This window comes from Burkholderia sp. TSV86, from assembly GCF_001522865.1.
Lineage (GTDB): Bacteria > Pseudomonadota > Gammaproteobacteria > Burkholderiales > Burkholderiaceae > Burkholderia.
Genome location: NZ_LOWB01000036.1, coordinates 1 through 14,679, shown reverse-complemented (window position 1 = coordinate 14,679; position 14,679 = coordinate 1). Strand labels below are relative to the sequence as shown.

Annotated in this window: 13 protein-coding genes; 8 read left to right on the top strand and 5 right to left on the bottom strand. The window is 65.3% G+C overall.

The features are described 5' to 3' along the window. Positions 1-21: 21 nt before the first annotated feature. Positions 22-543, bottom strand: coding sequence for a TlpA disulfide reductase family protein (locus WS68_RS06280; protein WP_059570006.1), 522 nt, complete (start codon positions 541-543; stop codon positions 22-24). Between the two features lie 281 nt (positions 544-824). On the opposite strand from WS68_RS06280, the gene WS68_RS06275 reads away from it, so the two are divergent. After that, a complete protein-coding gene (locus WS68_RS06275) occupies positions 825-1,433 on the top strand; it encodes a hypothetical protein (protein WP_442857148.1) in 609 nt (202 codons plus the stop codon). Positions 1,434-1,809: 376 nt separating this feature from the next. Here WS68_RS06275 and WS68_RS06270 read toward each other — a convergent pair whose 3' ends face one another. After that, entirely contained in the window at positions 1,810-3,516 is a 1,707-nt protein-coding gene (locus tag WS68_RS06270; protein ID WP_059569978.1) for a YifB family Mg chelatase-like AAA ATPase, read from the bottom strand. A gap of 159 nt (positions 3,517-3,675) precedes the next feature. Next, entirely contained in the window at positions 3,676-3,921 is a 246-nt protein-coding gene (locus WS68_RS06265) for an accessory factor UbiK family protein (protein ID WP_059518016.1), read from the bottom strand. A gap of 365 nt (positions 3,922-4,286) precedes the next feature. Here WS68_RS06265 and WS68_RS06260 point away from each other — a divergent pair, with 365 nt between their 5' ends. The 7 genes from WS68_RS06260 (at position 4,287) to ptsP (ending at position 11,735) form a co-directional block, all read left to right on the top strand. Next, complete coding sequence (locus WS68_RS06260; protein ID WP_059569977.1) at positions 4,287-4,625, top strand: P-II family nitrogen regulator; 339 nt, start codon at positions 4,287-4,289, stop codon at positions 4,623-4,625. A gap of 43 nt (positions 4,626-4,668) precedes the next feature. After that, a complete protein-coding gene (locus WS68_RS06255; protein WP_059569976.1) occupies positions 4,669-6,105 on the top strand; it encodes an ammonium transporter in 1,437 nt (478 codons plus the stop codon). Between the two features lie 299 nt (positions 6,106-6,404). After that, entirely contained in the window at positions 6,405-7,694 is a 1,290-nt protein-coding gene (gshA, locus tag WS68_RS06250) for a glutamate--cysteine ligase (RefSeq protein WP_059569975.1), read from the top strand. A gap of 26 nt (positions 7,695-7,720) precedes the next feature. Beyond that, the gene (gene gshB, locus WS68_RS06245; protein ID WP_059569974.1) at positions 7,721-8,677 is read left to right on the top strand and encodes a glutathione synthase; all 957 of its coding nucleotides are present in this window, start codon (positions 7,721-7,723) and stop codon (positions 8,675-8,677) included. Between the two features lie 259 nt (positions 8,678-8,936). Further along, complete coding sequence (locus WS68_RS06240; protein WP_059569973.1) at positions 8,937-9,413, top strand: PTS sugar transporter subunit IIA; 477 nt, start codon at positions 8,937-8,939, stop codon at positions 9,411-9,413. 71 nt (positions 9,414-9,484) lie between these two features. After that, positions 9,485-9,754: an HPr family phosphocarrier protein gene (locus WS68_RS06235; protein ID WP_059517671.1), complete on the top strand. Its 270-nt coding sequence runs from the start codon at positions 9,485-9,487 to the stop codon at positions 9,752-9,754. A gap of 208 nt (positions 9,755-9,962) precedes the next feature. Further along, complete coding sequence (gene ptsP, locus WS68_RS06230; RefSeq protein WP_059570005.1) at positions 9,963-11,735, top strand: phosphoenolpyruvate--protein phosphotransferase; 1,773 nt, start codon at positions 9,963-9,965, stop codon at positions 11,733-11,735. Positions 11,736-12,055: 320 nt separating this feature from the next. Here the strand turns inward: ptsP and WS68_RS06225 are convergent, their stop codons facing one another. Together WS68_RS06225 and WS68_RS06220 are read right to left on the bottom strand one after the other, a co-directional pair. Continuing rightward, complete coding sequence (locus WS68_RS06225; RefSeq protein ID WP_059569972.1) at positions 12,056-12,814, bottom strand: HesA/MoeB/ThiF family protein; 759 nt, start codon at positions 12,812-12,814, stop codon at positions 12,056-12,058. 122 nt (positions 12,815-12,936) lie between these two features. Then, positions 12,937-14,505: a S41 family peptidase gene (locus WS68_RS06220; protein WP_059569971.1), complete on the bottom strand. Its 1,569-nt coding sequence runs from the start codon at positions 14,503-14,505 to the stop codon at positions 12,937-12,939. Positions 14,506-14,679 lie beyond the last annotated feature (174 nt).

The following is a 14,679-nucleotide window of genomic DNA, read 5'->3' as shown; positions in this document are numbered from 1 at the left end:
TGGCGACTCGTGGGCCGCCGCTCAGGCGTCGAGAGCCTTTTGCAGCAGTGCGTCGAGTTCCGCGAACTGCGGCGCGCCGACGTAGCGCTTCAGGATCTTGCCGTCCTTGCCGATCACGAAGGTCGTCGGCGTGAGCTGGACGTTGCCGAACTGTTTCGCGACGCTGCCGTCGTCGAGTGCGACTTTGAACGGCAACTGACGCGTTTGCGTGTAGTTCGCGACGTACATCGGCGGATCGTAGTTCATCGCCACCGCGACGAATTCGACACCCTTGCCCTTGAAGCGGTTGTACGTGTCGACCATCTGCGGCATTTCCTTCATGCAAGTCTCGCAGCTCGTCGCCCAAAAATTGACGAGATAGACCTTACCTTTCAGATCAGCATCGGTGGAAAGCTTTTGGCCGGACAGCAGCGTGAACGTCGCCTCGGGCGCGCTCGACTTGCCGTTGACCGCGAAATAGCCGGCGATGCCGATGGCGACGGCGGCAACAGCGATCGCGACGAAGCGCAAAGGACTGCGGCGATTGGCGGGAGCGGGACTCATCTGCGGAACCTCTCGGATGCCGGCGAATGCACGCCGGTCGTGCTGCGTGGTGACTGACGAATGGAACGGCGCGTATTGTACCGTCAATCGGCGGGGGGCGATGGCGATGGTGGCGGCAGTGGCAGTGGCCGATGGCAACGGCCGGCACCGGTCGCGGCCGAAGGCCGAGGCGCGCCATCGGACATCAAGCGCCGAGCGATGCGCATCCGGCGATAATAACGCGGCCTATTTTTCTGCTGATTCGATTTCGAGGCAGTCGTTCGGATTGCCCTTTTCCGCCCATGATCCGTATTGGTTTTCATCTCGCCCGCCCGTGTCCCCGGCCGGGACGTTTGCGCGCCCCGTTTTCCGCCCGCGCGCGTCGCGCGGCGGTCGTACTGGGGGTGCTCGCCGCGCTTGCCGCGTGCTCGCCCGCTTATGACTGGCGCACGCTACACAGCGATGCGGGCTACACGATCGATCTGCCCGCGAAACCCACTGCCGACGAACATGCGATCACCATCGCTGGCGTGCCGATGAAGATGCGGATGCAGGCGGCGCACGTCGGCGGAGCGGTATTCGCGGTCGGCACGGTCATGCTGCCGGACGATCGCGATGCAACCCAGCATGCCGTGCTGGACTACCTGCGTGCCGGTTTGGCACGCAACCTTCGCGCGCAGCCGGCCGAGCGGGCGGTGCTCGTGCCGCTCGCGGCGGGCGGGCAGGCCGCGGGCACTGAGCTGAGGATGAGTGGGACGCCGGAATCGGGCAGCGATGCGCTCGCCCCGAAAACTGTAATCGCGCGCTTCGTTGCGCGTGGCCGGCATGTCTATCAGGCGGTCGCGATCTCCGATGCGCCGCTGCCCGATGAGCCGCGCGAACAATTTTTCGGCTCGTTGAAGCTCGATTGAACCGGCAAATCGGGGCCCTAAGAGTGAGCTTCGGACTGAAAGTTCCTTCGCAAGAATGGTGGCTAGTCGGCGGATTTTACGGGGTTTTTTCGGTTACCCACAGAGACTGTGGATAACTATGTTGAAAAGTTTGACGAGCGCTCGGCAAACGCCCGCCAGAGCGTCTTTCAGTTAGTTTGCCCGGAATCTTGGCACCCAAAAAAACATATATAAATCAATGCATTGTAGAAGGAGCTTCAAGTGATGGCTGGCATGCGCGGCATACCCCCCGGATGTCGGCAATTGTGCATAAGTCAAGTCTTGACATCGAAATTTTTGCTGTGATGCCTGCCGGCAATACGAACCGGCCGCGGTAATCGCAAGCTGATGTGGGGCCTCAACCAGGCGAAAAAGCTCGCCGATACCGAATCGCCTCAGCGATATGTCCCGAATTTGCCGAATCGTCGCCCGCCAGATCCGCGATCGTGCGCGCGACCCTCAGCACCCGGTAATACGCGCGCGCCGACCAGCCGAAGCGCTCGCCCGCCTCGCGCAGTAGCGTTTCGCCCGCGCTGTCCGGGCGGCAGAACGCATCGGTTTCCCGGCCGGTCAGCAGGTGGTTGGTCTTGCGTTGGCGCGCGAATTGACGCTCGCGCGCCCGCGCGACGCGCTCCGCCACCGCCGCACTTGGCTCGCGCGTCGCGGGCGAACGCTCGGCGAGTTCAGCGGGCGTCAGTGCGGGAAGCTCGATCTGGATGTCGATCCGGTCGACGAGCGGCCCGGACAATTTGCGCAGATAACGCGCGGCGGCGTCCGGCGAACAGCGGCAGCGGCCTGATGGATCGCCGCGCCAGCCGCACGGGCACGGATTCATTGCGGCGATGAGCTGGCACGCGGCGGGGAAATCCGCCTGCAGCGCGGCGCGCGAGATCGTGATGTGCCCTGCTTCGAGCGGCTCGCGCAGCGTCTCGAGCACGTTCCGATCGAATTCGGGCAGTTCATCGAGAAACAGCACGCCGAGATGCGCGAGCGTGATTTCGCCCGGTTGAGGCGGATTGCGGCCGCCGACGAGCGCGGCTGGGCTCGACGAGTGATGCGGTGCACGAAACGGGCGCCGCCGCCACTGCGCGGGCGAGAAACCCGCGCGGCTCGACGAAAGGATGGCTGCCGACGTCAGCGCCTCGTCGTCGGTCAACGGCGGCAGCAAGCCGGGCAACCGCGCGGCCAGCATCGATTTGCCCGCCCCCGGCGGGCCGATCATCAGCATGTGATGGCCGCCCGCCGCGGCGACTTCGAGCGCGCGCTTCGCGGCGCACTGGCCGATCACGTCGGCGAGATCCGGCGCGCTCGCATCGGGCAACTCGTCGAGCCGGGGCGCGGCGATAGGCGACAGCCTGGCGTCCGGCATACCGGCAAGATGTGCGCATAGTGCCCGCAGGTCGGCCGCCCCGTAGACAGTGACGCCCGGCACGAGCGCCGCTTCGGCCGCGCTCGGCAGCGGCAGATAGAGTTCCGGGATGCTCCAGCAGGTTCGCGACGGGGACGCCGGCACAAATCCGGCCGATATGGGCGCGGCCAATGCCGAGCCGGCCGCTGGTATTCCGACCGCCGTAATGCCGGCCGGTATTGCCACTGCAGCCAGCGCATCCCCGGTCTGCGCGGATTCCGACGCCGTGCTCGCCGCAGGCTCAGGCGCGTCCGGCTGTTCGCCGCGCGCGGTGCCGCATGCCATTGCGAATGCGCCCCGCATCGGCCGTAGCGCGCCGGTGAGCGACAGCTCGCCCGCGAATTCGCGATGCTCGAGCGCGCCGGCCGGAAGCTGCTGGCTTGCAGCGAGGATGCCGAGCGCGATCGGCAGATCGAAGCGGCCCGACTCCTTCGGCAGATCGGCGGGCGCGAGATTGACGGTAATGCGCCGCACCGGGAATTCGAAGCCGCAGTTCGACAGCGCGGCGCGCACGCGTTCGCGGCTTTCGCGAACTTCGAGATCGGGCAACCCGACGATCGAGAACGACGGCAACCCGTTGGCGAGATGGACTTCTACGGTGACTTCCGGCGCACGGCCGGCAGCCGGCGCGCGGCTGCGCACCACGGCAAGCGACATGATCGGACTCCTCGTCGACCGGACGGGCGGCGCCGATTGGTGATCGGCGCCGCCCCGGTTTCTGGTGTTTACGAACGATTTCGATGCGCGTTTGTCGGCGATGCGCGAATTTTGCGACTGCTCAGCCGCCGCTCGGGCGAGCGGCGGCGTACTTCGATATCAGGCCTCGGTCAGCTTGCGCTCGAGTTCGGCGACGCGCTTTTCGAGTTCTTCGAGCCGCGCGCGGGTGCGGGCGAGCACTTGCGACTGCGTGTCGAACTCCTCGCGGGTGACGAGATCGAGCTTCGAGAAGCCTTGCGAAAGCACGGCCTTCACGTTGCGTTCGACATCCTTGACCGGCGAGTTTTTCAGCAGATCGCCAATGCGCGATTGCAGGTCGTTGAAAACGTCGCTGGGTTGCTTCATGGTGTTCCCCTTCTGAATGCACAAAAAATGTGCAACTGCAGTTGCGTTCGTGCCCGCGAAATGCACATGATCGAAGTTGGTGCGTGCGCGGGCCCGTTTTCCGGGCATTCGAGCGCGAAACCCGCGTTCGCCGTGCGCCGGACGTGCAAGCACTCTAACAACCTTCCTTTCGGTACGCCAGCCAACCATGTCCACGTTGGCCGTTCGGCCAGGGGCGGGATGCGCCGGCGCGGCGCCCGCGCGCATCGTCGAAATCCGCCTGAAAGTCTGGCAACACGGCGCTTGCCGACATGGCATGCGAGTTGCTGAGGATATTCCGCTACACATTGCAGCGGCGATGGGCAACCACATAGCGAGAGGACTTCATGAAACTGATTACTGCAATCATCAAGCCGTTCAAGCTCGATGAGACGCGTGAGGCCCTGTCGGCCCTGGGCGTTTCGGGCATCACGGTGACAGAGGTCAAAGGGTTTGGCCGCCAGAAGGGGCACACCGAGCTGTATCGCGGGGCCGAATACGTCGTCGATTTCCTGCCGAAGATGAAGATCGAGGCCGCCGTGCCGGAGGATCTCGTCGAACAGGCAGTCGAGGCGATCGAGCGGGCGGCGCGCACGGGCAAGATCGGCGACGGCAAGATCTTCGTCACGTCGATCGAGCAGGTGATTCGGATTCGCACTGGGGAGACGGGCGCCGACGCCCTTTGATTTCAACGACACGAGACATACGAACGACAAGAGGAAAACCAAGATGCGCAAGATTCTGATGTCCCTGCTGATGGCCGGCTCGCTGCTCGCGGCCGGCATCGGCGCCGCGATGGCCGACGATGCAGCGTCGGCGGCCGCCGCATCCGGCGCGCCGGCGAGCGCTGCGGCTGCCGCGACCGACGCCGCATCCGCGAGCGCCGCGCCGGCAAGCTCCGCCGCCGCCCCGGCCGCGCCCGCCGCGCCGTTCTCGGTCGATGCGTCGAAGATCAGCGCGGGCGACACCGCGTGGATGCTGACGTCGACCGCACTCGTATTGTTCATGACGATCCCAGGGCTGGCCCTTTTTTACGGCGGTATGGTCCGCAAGAAGAACGTGCTCGCGACGGTGATGCAGAGCTTCGCGATCACGGCGATCGTCACGGTGCTGTGGACCGTGGTCGGTTACAGCCTCGCGTTCACGCCCGGCAGCGGCTTCATCGGCGGCTTGTCGCGGGTGTTCCTGTCGGGCATGAACTACATCCGCGGCGACAAGGCGACGACGCTGACGGTAAGCCACCTCGCGACGACGATTCCGGAAAGCGTCTACTTCGTTTATCAGATGACGTTTGCGATCATCACGCCGGCGCTCATTTGCGGCGCGTTCGCCGACCGGATGAAGTTCTCGGCGATGCTCGTGTTCATGACGCTCTGGTCGCTGATCGTCTACGTGCCGGTGGCGCATATGGTCTGGGAGCCGACCGGCTGGCTGTCGTCGGACGGCGTGCTCGACTTCGCGGGCGGCACGGTCGTGCACATCAATGCGGGCATTGCGGGCCTCGTGTCGTGTCTCGTGCTCGGCAAGCGCGTCGGCTACGGCCGTGAGGCGATGCCGCCGCACAACCTCGTGCTGACGTTGATCGGCGGCTCGATGCTGTGGGTCGGCTGGTTCGGCTTCAATGCCGGCTCGGCGGTCGCGGCCGACGGCCGCGCCGGTTTCGCGATGCTGACGACGCAAGTGGCCACCGCGTGCGCGGCGCTTGGCTGGATGTTCGCGGAGTGGATCGCCAAGGGCAAGCCGTCGGTGCTCGGCATCGTGTCGGGTGCGGTGGCGGGGCTCGTGGCGATCACGCCGGCCGCCGGCTTCGTCGGCGTCGCGGGGGCGCTCGCGATCGGCGTCGCGGCGGGCGTCGTCTGCTTCTGGTCGGCAACGTGGCTCAAGTCGAAGCTCGGCTACGACGATTCGCTCGATGCGTTCGGCGTGCACGGCGTCGGCGGCATTCTCGGCGCTTTGCTGACGGGCGTGTTCGCGGTGAAGGATATCGGCGGCGCGGACGGCAGCCTGCTGCTGCAAGCGAAGGGCGTCGCGATTACGCTGGTCTACAGCGGCATCGTCAGCTTTATCCTGCTGAAGCTCATCGATCTCGTCATCGGCTTGCGGGTGACCGAGGAGGAGGAGCGCGAAGGGCTCGACGTGATTCTGCACGGCGAGCACGTCGAATGATTGACCGGCGCGGCCAAATGTTCCGGGCCGGCGGCGGCCAATCGTATGCACCTTGGCCGCCGCATGCACCAGTATGAGCGCAGCGATTTCGACCCGCCTTCCGGCGGGTTTTTTTTCGGGGCCGCGGCCTGCTTTTCGCGCCGCCCGGCGCGCTTGCGGATACGGTATTAGGCATACCCCTGCACTCAATCAGGTTAATAGCGACAAACATTCGGTCATATCTTGTGTTTGCGGGAACAATCCCCAAATGCGGCAGGCAATTGCTCTACAATCTTTTTTCTCCCGTCCGCGAGTCACACATGGTTCCCCATCTCGTTACGGCGTTAAATGGCCCGCTGCTCGAACTCGAGCGTAAGATCCTCGACGCCACGCCTGCGATCGAACGCTGGTTCAGGCTCGAATGGCAGGAGCACACGCCGCCGTTTTATTGCTCGGTCGATTTGCGCAATGCGGGCTTCAAGCTCGCGCCTGTCGATGCGAACCTCTTTCCGGGCGGCTTCAACAATCTGCCTGCCGAAGTGTTGCCGCTTGCGGTGCAGGCGGCGATGGCGGCGATCGAGAAAATCTGCCCGGACGCGAAGGGGTTGCTCGTGATTCCCGAGCTGCCGACGCGCAATGCGTATTACCTCGAGAACGTCGCGCGCCTCGCGACGATCATGCGCCAGGCGGGCCTGAACGTGCGTTTCGGCTCGCTCGATCCAAGCATCGTCGACATCACGCCGATCACGCTCGCCGACGGCCAGCGGATCGTGCTCGAGCCGCTCGAGCGCACGCCGCGCCGCCTTGGCCTGAAGAATTTCGATCCGTGCTCGATCCTGCTGAACAACGATCTGTCGGCGGGCATTCCGGGCGTGCTGGAAAATCTGCACGAGCAGTATCTGCTGCCGCCGCTGCATGCCGGCTGGGCGGTGCGCCGCAAGTCGACGCACTTTTCGTGCTATGACGACGTCGCGAAGAAATTCGCGAAGATGGTCGGCGTCGATCCGTGGATGCTCAATCCGTATTTCGCGCCCGTCGAGGGCGTCGACTGGCACGCGCCCAGCGGCGGCGATGCGCTTGCCGAAGCGATCGACGCGGTGCTCAAGAAGATCGCGCGCAAGTACCGCGAGTACGGAATCGGCGAGCGGCCGTATGTTGTCGTGAAGGCCGACGCGGGCACGGCGGGCCGTGGCGTGATGACCGTGCACGACGCGGCGGAGATCGGCCGGCTGTCGAAGCCCGAGCGCGTGAAAATGGCCGAATCGAAGGCAGGCGTGCCGGTGCGCGACGTGATTGTGCAGGAGGGCGTGTATACGTTCGAGCGGATCGGCGACGAGGTGGCCGAGCCGGTCGTCTACATGATCGACCGTTATGTCGTGGGCGGGTTCTATCGCACACATGGCGCGCGCGATCGCGACCAGAATTTGAACGCGCCCGGCATGCATTACGTGCCGCTCGGCTTCGAACACACGGCGCTGCCGGATACGCACGCGAAGCCGGGCGTGGCGCCGCCGAACCGCTTCTATATGTATGGCGTCGTCGCGCGGCTTGCGCTCATCGCGTCGTCGGTCGAACTCGAGAAGACTGACCCGGAAGCCATCCAGGTGTGACGCCGCCTTTTCCGCATCAGGTACGCATGGACATTCTCTTTATCGCCGACCCGCTCGAGCGCTTCAAGATCTACAAGGATTCGACCTACGCGATGATCGCGGAGGCGGCGCGGCGCGGGCACGCGGTGTATGCGTGCGAGCCGCGCGCGCTCGCATGGACCGGCGCGGGCGTCGAGGCGGACGTGTATCGCGTGACGATCGTTGGCGAGACGGCCGATTTGCATCGCGAGCGCTGGTACGAAGCGGGCGCGCGCGAGGCGCGCGCGCTGCCGTCGTTCGGTGCGATCTTGATGCGCAAGGATCCGCCGTTCGACATGGAGTACGTGACGTCGACATGGTTGCTCGAACTCGCCGAGCGTGCGGGCGCGCGCGTATTCAACCGGCCGCAGGCGATTCGCGACCATTCGGAGAAGCTCGCGATCGGCGAGTTCGCGCAGTTCGTCGCGCCGTCGCTCGTCACGCGCGACGCTGCCCGGCTGCGCGCGTTCCACGCCGAGCATGGCGACGTGATCATCAAGCCGCTCGACGGCATGGGCGGCATGGGCGTGTTCCGTGTGAAACCGGACGGAATGAATCTCGGCTCGATCATCGAGATGCTGACGCACGACGGCGCGCGCACCGTGATGGCGCAGAAATTCATTCCGGAGATCAGCGCGGGCGACAAGCGGATCCTGCTGATCGGCGGCGAGCCGGTGCCGTATTCGCTCGCGCGGATTCCGCAGGGCAACGAGGTGCGCGGCAATCTGGCGGCGGGCGGCGTCGGCGTCGCGCAGCCGCTCGGCGCGCGCGACCGCGAGATCGCGACCGCGCTCGCACCGGTGCTCGCGGCGCGCGGGCTGCTGCTCGTCGGCCTGGACGTGATCGGCGATGCGTTGACCGAAGTGAATGTCACGAGCCCGACTTGCTTTCGGGAAATCATGGATCAGACGGGGTTCGACGTTGCGTCGATGTTTGTCGACGCGCTGGAGCAGGCGGCTCGCTAGCGTCTGTTTTGGCACCCTCGGTCCGGCGGCGCACGCGCAGGTCCATCGCCGCCGGCATGGTCGACCGGCCTGCTACAATGCCCGCTCGCCGGCACGTTATTGTGCGCGAGGCCCGGCGGTCGGGCCGAACTCGTTGTAAGGCTGATATGAAACGACCCTCACGCTTACTTCGTTCGCCGCGCCTGCAAAGGGCGGCCAGCTCTTTTTCGTCGACGGAATTCGTTTCGGGGCGGTGGATGGCGGTTCGGCGGAGGTTGACATGGCAGGCATTCTGATCATTGCGCATGCGCCGCTCGCTGCCGCGTTGCGGGACTGTATCGTGCACATCTACGGCGGGCTGCCCGCGCGCATCGGTTGCATCGACGTGCAGCCAAGCAGCGACCCGGTCCAGGTCATGGCGTTCGCGCATGCGGAGCTTGCGCGCCTGAAGGAAGACAACGGCGTGCTCGTGCTGACCGACATGTACGGCGCGACGCCCGCGAACATTGCAGGGCAACTCGCGAAGGTCGACGGCGTCAGAGTGTTGGCGGGCGTCAATCTGCCAATGCTGGTGCGCGCGGTCTGCTACCGCACGACGCCGCTCGATACGCTCGTCGACAAGGCGCTCGCCGGCTCGACGAAGGGAATCCACGAAATCGCGGCGGGCACGCCGCCGCCGCGGTCGGGCACGTTCGGCTGCGGCGAATGCGCGCCGATTCCGCCTGAACCGAAAGCGCGCGCCGAAGAGCCGCATTGAGCGGCTCGCGGCAATCGCACCGTGCGGCTGGCTGGCAGGCCGCAAGCTCGTTTTGACCTCATTGGAACACCATGCTTCAACAAGAAACGACCATCGTCAATAAATTGGGGCTCCATGCGCGCGCGTCGGCCAAGCTCACGCAGCTCGCAGGCAATTTTCAGTCGGAAGTCTGGATGACGCGCAACGGTCGCCGGATCAACGCGAAGAGCATCATGGGCGTGATGATGCTGGCTGCCGGGATCGGCAGCACGGTGACGATCGAGACGGACGGGCCGGACGAGAAAGAGGCGATGGACGCACTGCTTAAATTGATCGCCGACAAATTCGGCGAAGGTCAGTAACCGGCCGGCCAGCCGCTGCATTATTTCGAAAAGATGCCGCGCGCCGCCGCGGCATTTTTTTCGCCATGCGTTCGTTTCTGGCGTACTTAACCGGCTGTCATGTTGCGCCGCATGCAGCCGCGCGCGGGGTGTGGAATTTATAATCGTCAGCCGGGGTCATAAGCGCATCGCGACGGTGCGTCGCGGCTCACGTCTTTAGGAGGTGCGCGTGTCCTTCACGCTGCAGGGCATTCCCGTTTCAAGAGGTATCGCGATCGGACGCGCGTATCTGATCGCGCCGGCGGCGCTCGACGTCGCGCATTATCTGATCGAAGCCGATCAGATTGACGCCGAGGTGGCGCGCTTTCGGGCGGCGCTGGGCGCCGTGCGCGGCGAACTCGATGCGCTGCGCGCCGACCTGACTCACGATACGCCGAGCGAAGTGGCCGCGTTCATCGACGTGCACGCGATGATCCTCGGCGACGCGATGCTCGTGCAGGAAACGATCGATCTGATCCGCACCCGCCGCTATAACGTCGAATGGGCGTTGACCGAGCAACTCGACGTGCTCGCGAGCCACTTCGACGATATCGAGGACGAATATCTGCGCGAGCGCAAGGCCGATATCGAACAAGTGGTCGAGCGGGTGCTGAAAGCGCTGGCGGGCGCGCCGTCGGCCGCGCAGGCGCTCGACAAGGCGGCGAAGAGCCGCGACGAGATGATCGTCGTCGCGCACGATATCGCGCCCGCCGACATGATGCAGTTCAAGACGCAGTCGTTTCAGGCATTCGTCACCGATCTCGGCGGGCGCACGTCGCATACGGCGATCGTCGCGCGCAGCCTCGGCATTCCGGCCGCGGTCGGCGTTCAGCACGCGAGCGCACTGATTCGCCAGGACGATCTCATCATCGTCGACGGCGACGCCGGGATCGTGATCGTCGATCCGGCGCCGATCGTGCTTGAAGAGTATTCGTACCGGCAATCGGAAAAGGCGCTCGAGCAGCGCAAGCTGCAGCGGCTGAAGTTCTCGCCGGCGCTCACGCTGTGCGGCGCGAAAATCGACCTGCTCGCGAACATCGAGCTGCCCGACGACGCGAAAGCGGCCGTCGATGCGGGCGCGGTCGGCGTCGGTCTGTTCCGCTCCGAGTTTCTGTTCATGAATCACAAGAACCAGATGCCGGAGGAAGAGGAGCAGTTCGCCGCGTACAAGCGCGCGGTCGAACTGATGCATGGCAAGCCCGTGACGATCCGCACGATCGACGTCGGTGCGGACAAGCCGCTCGACGCGCACGACGAAGGCTACGAGACCGCGCCGAACCCGGCGCTCGGCCTGCGTGCGATCCGCTGGAGCTTGTCGGAGCCGCAGATGTTCCTCACGCAGTTGCGCGCGATGCTGCGCGCATCGGCGTTCGGGCAGGTGAAGATCCTGGTGCCGATGCTCGCGCACGCGCAAGAGATCGATCAGACGCTCGACCTCATCAACGAGGCGAAGCGCCAACTCGATGCGGCGGGGCTGGCCTACGATCCGAACGTGCGCGTCGGCGCGATGATTGAGATTCCGGCCGCGGCGATCGCGCTGCCGTTGTTCCTGAAGCGCTTCGATTTCCTGTCGATCGGCACGAACGATCTGATTCAGTACACGCTCGCGATCGATCGCGCGGACAACGCGGTCGCCCATTTGTACGACCCGTTGCATCCGGCGGTGCTGCATCTGATCGCCTTCACGCTGCGCGAGGCCAAGCGCGCGGGCGTGCCGGTATCGGTGTGCGGTGAGATGGCGGGCGATCCGGCGCTCACGCGGCTGCTGCTCGGCATGGGGCTCACCGAGTTCTCGATGCATCCGAGCCAGTTGCTCGTCGTCAAGCAGGAGATCCTGCGTGCGCATCTGAAGGCGCTCGAGAAGCCGACCGCGGATGTGCTCGCGGCATTCGAGCCGGAGGAGGTGCAGGCGGCGTTGCAGCGGCTCGCGAGCGCGGAGCCGAAGGCGGATGTCGCGGCTTGAGCGTGGGCGTGCATGGCGTAGGCGTCGTGTGCGTGACGGACGCTCGTCGGGCTTCGGCGTGATCTGATCGCTGCGAGTATCGGCGAGTATCGTGATTACCGCGATGGTGGCCGATGGTGGCGGTTGCCGAGATGACCGCGGGCGATCGCCGGACGGTTGACTGTCTGCGTTGGCTGTGTCGGCATAGGCGTGCCGCGCCGGCTTCGTTGCGGCAGCGTCGTTATCGCCCAATGCGCCAAAGCGTGCGCGGCGTGCCGCGTTGTTTGCGTTGCGTCGGCGCGCTTGCGTGCGCTGATCGCCGTGGCGACGCGCGGCCCGCGTCAGTGCGTGCCGCCCGCGCCGCATACCGCGCAATCCGGCTGCCGCGCGATTCTCATCGTATTCCATTCCATGCGCAGCGAATCGAGCATCATCAGCCGGCCGGTGAGCGTCGTGCCGATATTGCCGATCACGCGCAGCGCCTCGGCCGCCTGCATCGTGCCGATGATGCCGACCGTCGGCGCGAACACGCCCATCGTCGCGCATGCCACCTCCTCGAACGGCTGGTCCTCCGGGAACACGCACGCGTAGCACGGCGAGCCCGGATCGCGGAAGTCGAACGTGCTGATCTGCCCGTCGAAACGCAGCGCCGCGCCGCTGACGAGCGGCACGCGGTGCGCGACGCAGACGCGGTTGATCGCGTGGCGGGTCGCGAAATTGTCGGTGCAGTCGAGCACGACGCTCGCGCGCGGGGCGTGCGCCTCTAGCCATGCATCGTCAACGCGCTCGGCGAGCGCGTTCACCTTTACGTCGGGATTCAGGCGTGCGAGCGTGTCGCGCGCCGATTCGACCTTCCTGCGGCCAACCGACCCCGTCGCGTGCAGGATTTGCCGCTGCAGGTTCGTCAGATCGACCGTGTCGGCGTCGACGATCGTGATCGTGCCGACGCCCGCCGCGGCAAGATACATCGCCGCGGGTGAACCGAGGCCGCCCGCGCCGACGACAAGCGCGTGCGCATCGAGAAAGCGCTGCTGCGCTTCGATACCGATTTCGTCGACGAGGATGTGGCGCGAGTAGCGCAGAAGTTGATCGTCATTCATGGTGAGCGGGCGCGAGGGCGGAGAATCGGTGTGGGCTTATTTTAGGCGCGCAAAGAAAACGGGCCATCGCGGCGGCTTGCCGCGATGGCCCGTGCGCGAGCCGGACGCTTACACGCTGCGGCTTACTGTGGCGCCGACGCGGGCTTGGGCGCCGTTTTCGGTGCCGCCTTGGCCGCCGACGCGCCCTTCGCCGCCGAAGCCGCCGTCTTGCCGGCCGTGTCCTTCGAGGCCGCGCTATCGGCGGCGAGCATCTTCGATTGCTGGAACGGCTTGCCTTCGAGCTTGTTGAGCGCTTGCTGCATCATGAAATCGTCGGCGCTGCCGAATTCCACCGGCTTGCGGTCGCGATCCTTCTGCCGCTCTTCAGGCGTCTTCTTGTCGTTCTGCTCCTCAAGAATGCGCAGTTGCTCCATCCGGCGCTGTTCGCGTTCCTCGAGTTCCTTCTTTTCGTTCGGGTCCTGCGTGTTCGCGAGATGGTTCGTGTAATCGACCTCGCGCGTGACGAGCGCGTCGTCCGGATCGCCGTCCGCGAATTGATCGACCGGGATATCCGGCACGATGCCCTTGTTCTGGATCGAGCGGCCGCTCGGCGTGTAGTAGTACGCGGTCGTCAGGCGCAGCGCGCTGTCCGCCGTCATCGGCCGCACTGTCTGCACCGAGCCTTTGCCGAACGTCGCCTTGCCCATGATGGTCGCGCGGTGCGCGTCCTGCAACGCGCCCGCGACGATCTCCGAGGCCGACGCCGAGTACGCGTTGGTCAGCACGATCATCGGCACGGTCTTGTAGATCGCCGGCAGATTCTTCAGCGGATCGGTGTCGAATGTCGGCAGGCGGTAGTTGTCGAAATTGTCGCGGTAGACCTGCTTCGAATCGGGGATCTGGCCGTTGGTCGACACGACGACGGAATCCGGCGGCAGGAACGCGCCCGCGACGCCGACCGCGCTTTGCAGCAGACCGCCGCCGTTGTTGCGCAGATCGAGAATCAGGCCCTTCAGATTCGGCTGCTGGCGCGCGATGTCCTCGAGCTTGGCGGCGAGATCGGGCGTCGTGCGCTCCTGGAAGCTCGTGATGCGCACATACGCGTAGCCCTGATCGAGCAGCTTCGCCTTCACGCTCTGCACCTTGATGATCGCGCGCGTGACCGTGACGGGGAACGTGCGATCGTCGCTTTTGCGGAAGATCGTCAGCGTGACCTTCGTGCCCGGTTCGCCGCGCATCTGCTTGACGGCCTTGTCGAGCGTTATGCCGCGCACCGGGCGATCGTTGATGCGCGTGATCAGGTCGCCGGGGCGGATGCCGGCGCGGAACGCGGGGGTATCCTCGATCGGCGAGCTCACCTTGACGAGCCCGTCTTCCTGCGAGATTTCGATGCCGAGGCCGGCGAAGCGGCCCTTCGTCTGTTCCTGCAATTCCTGGTAATCGGTCTTGTCGAGAAACGACGAATGCGGATCGAGGCTCGATACCATGCCCTTGATCGCGGCGGTCAGCAGCTTTTTGTCGTCGACGGGCTCGACGTATTCGCGCTTGATTTGCCCGAACACCTCGGCGAAGAGGCGCAACTGATCGAGCGGCAGCGGCGCGGCGACCGGCGTTGCGGCCTGCTCGGCCGACGCGGAAATCTGCAGCGTCGCGAAGACGCCGGTTGCGAGGCCCGCGGCAATCAGGCCGATGTTCTTCAATTTCATACGCATAGAGTTGGGTACGATCGGAAAGCGCTTGGCTGTCGCGGGAGCAACGGGACGAGCGAACGACGTTCAAGTATAACTGTTCGTCCGGATGCCTTGTGGATCGGGGCGAAACGGGATACGGCGGTGAATTCGACCGCGCCGCGGCGAACAGGTTCGCCGCGGCGCGGCGCAGGCGGG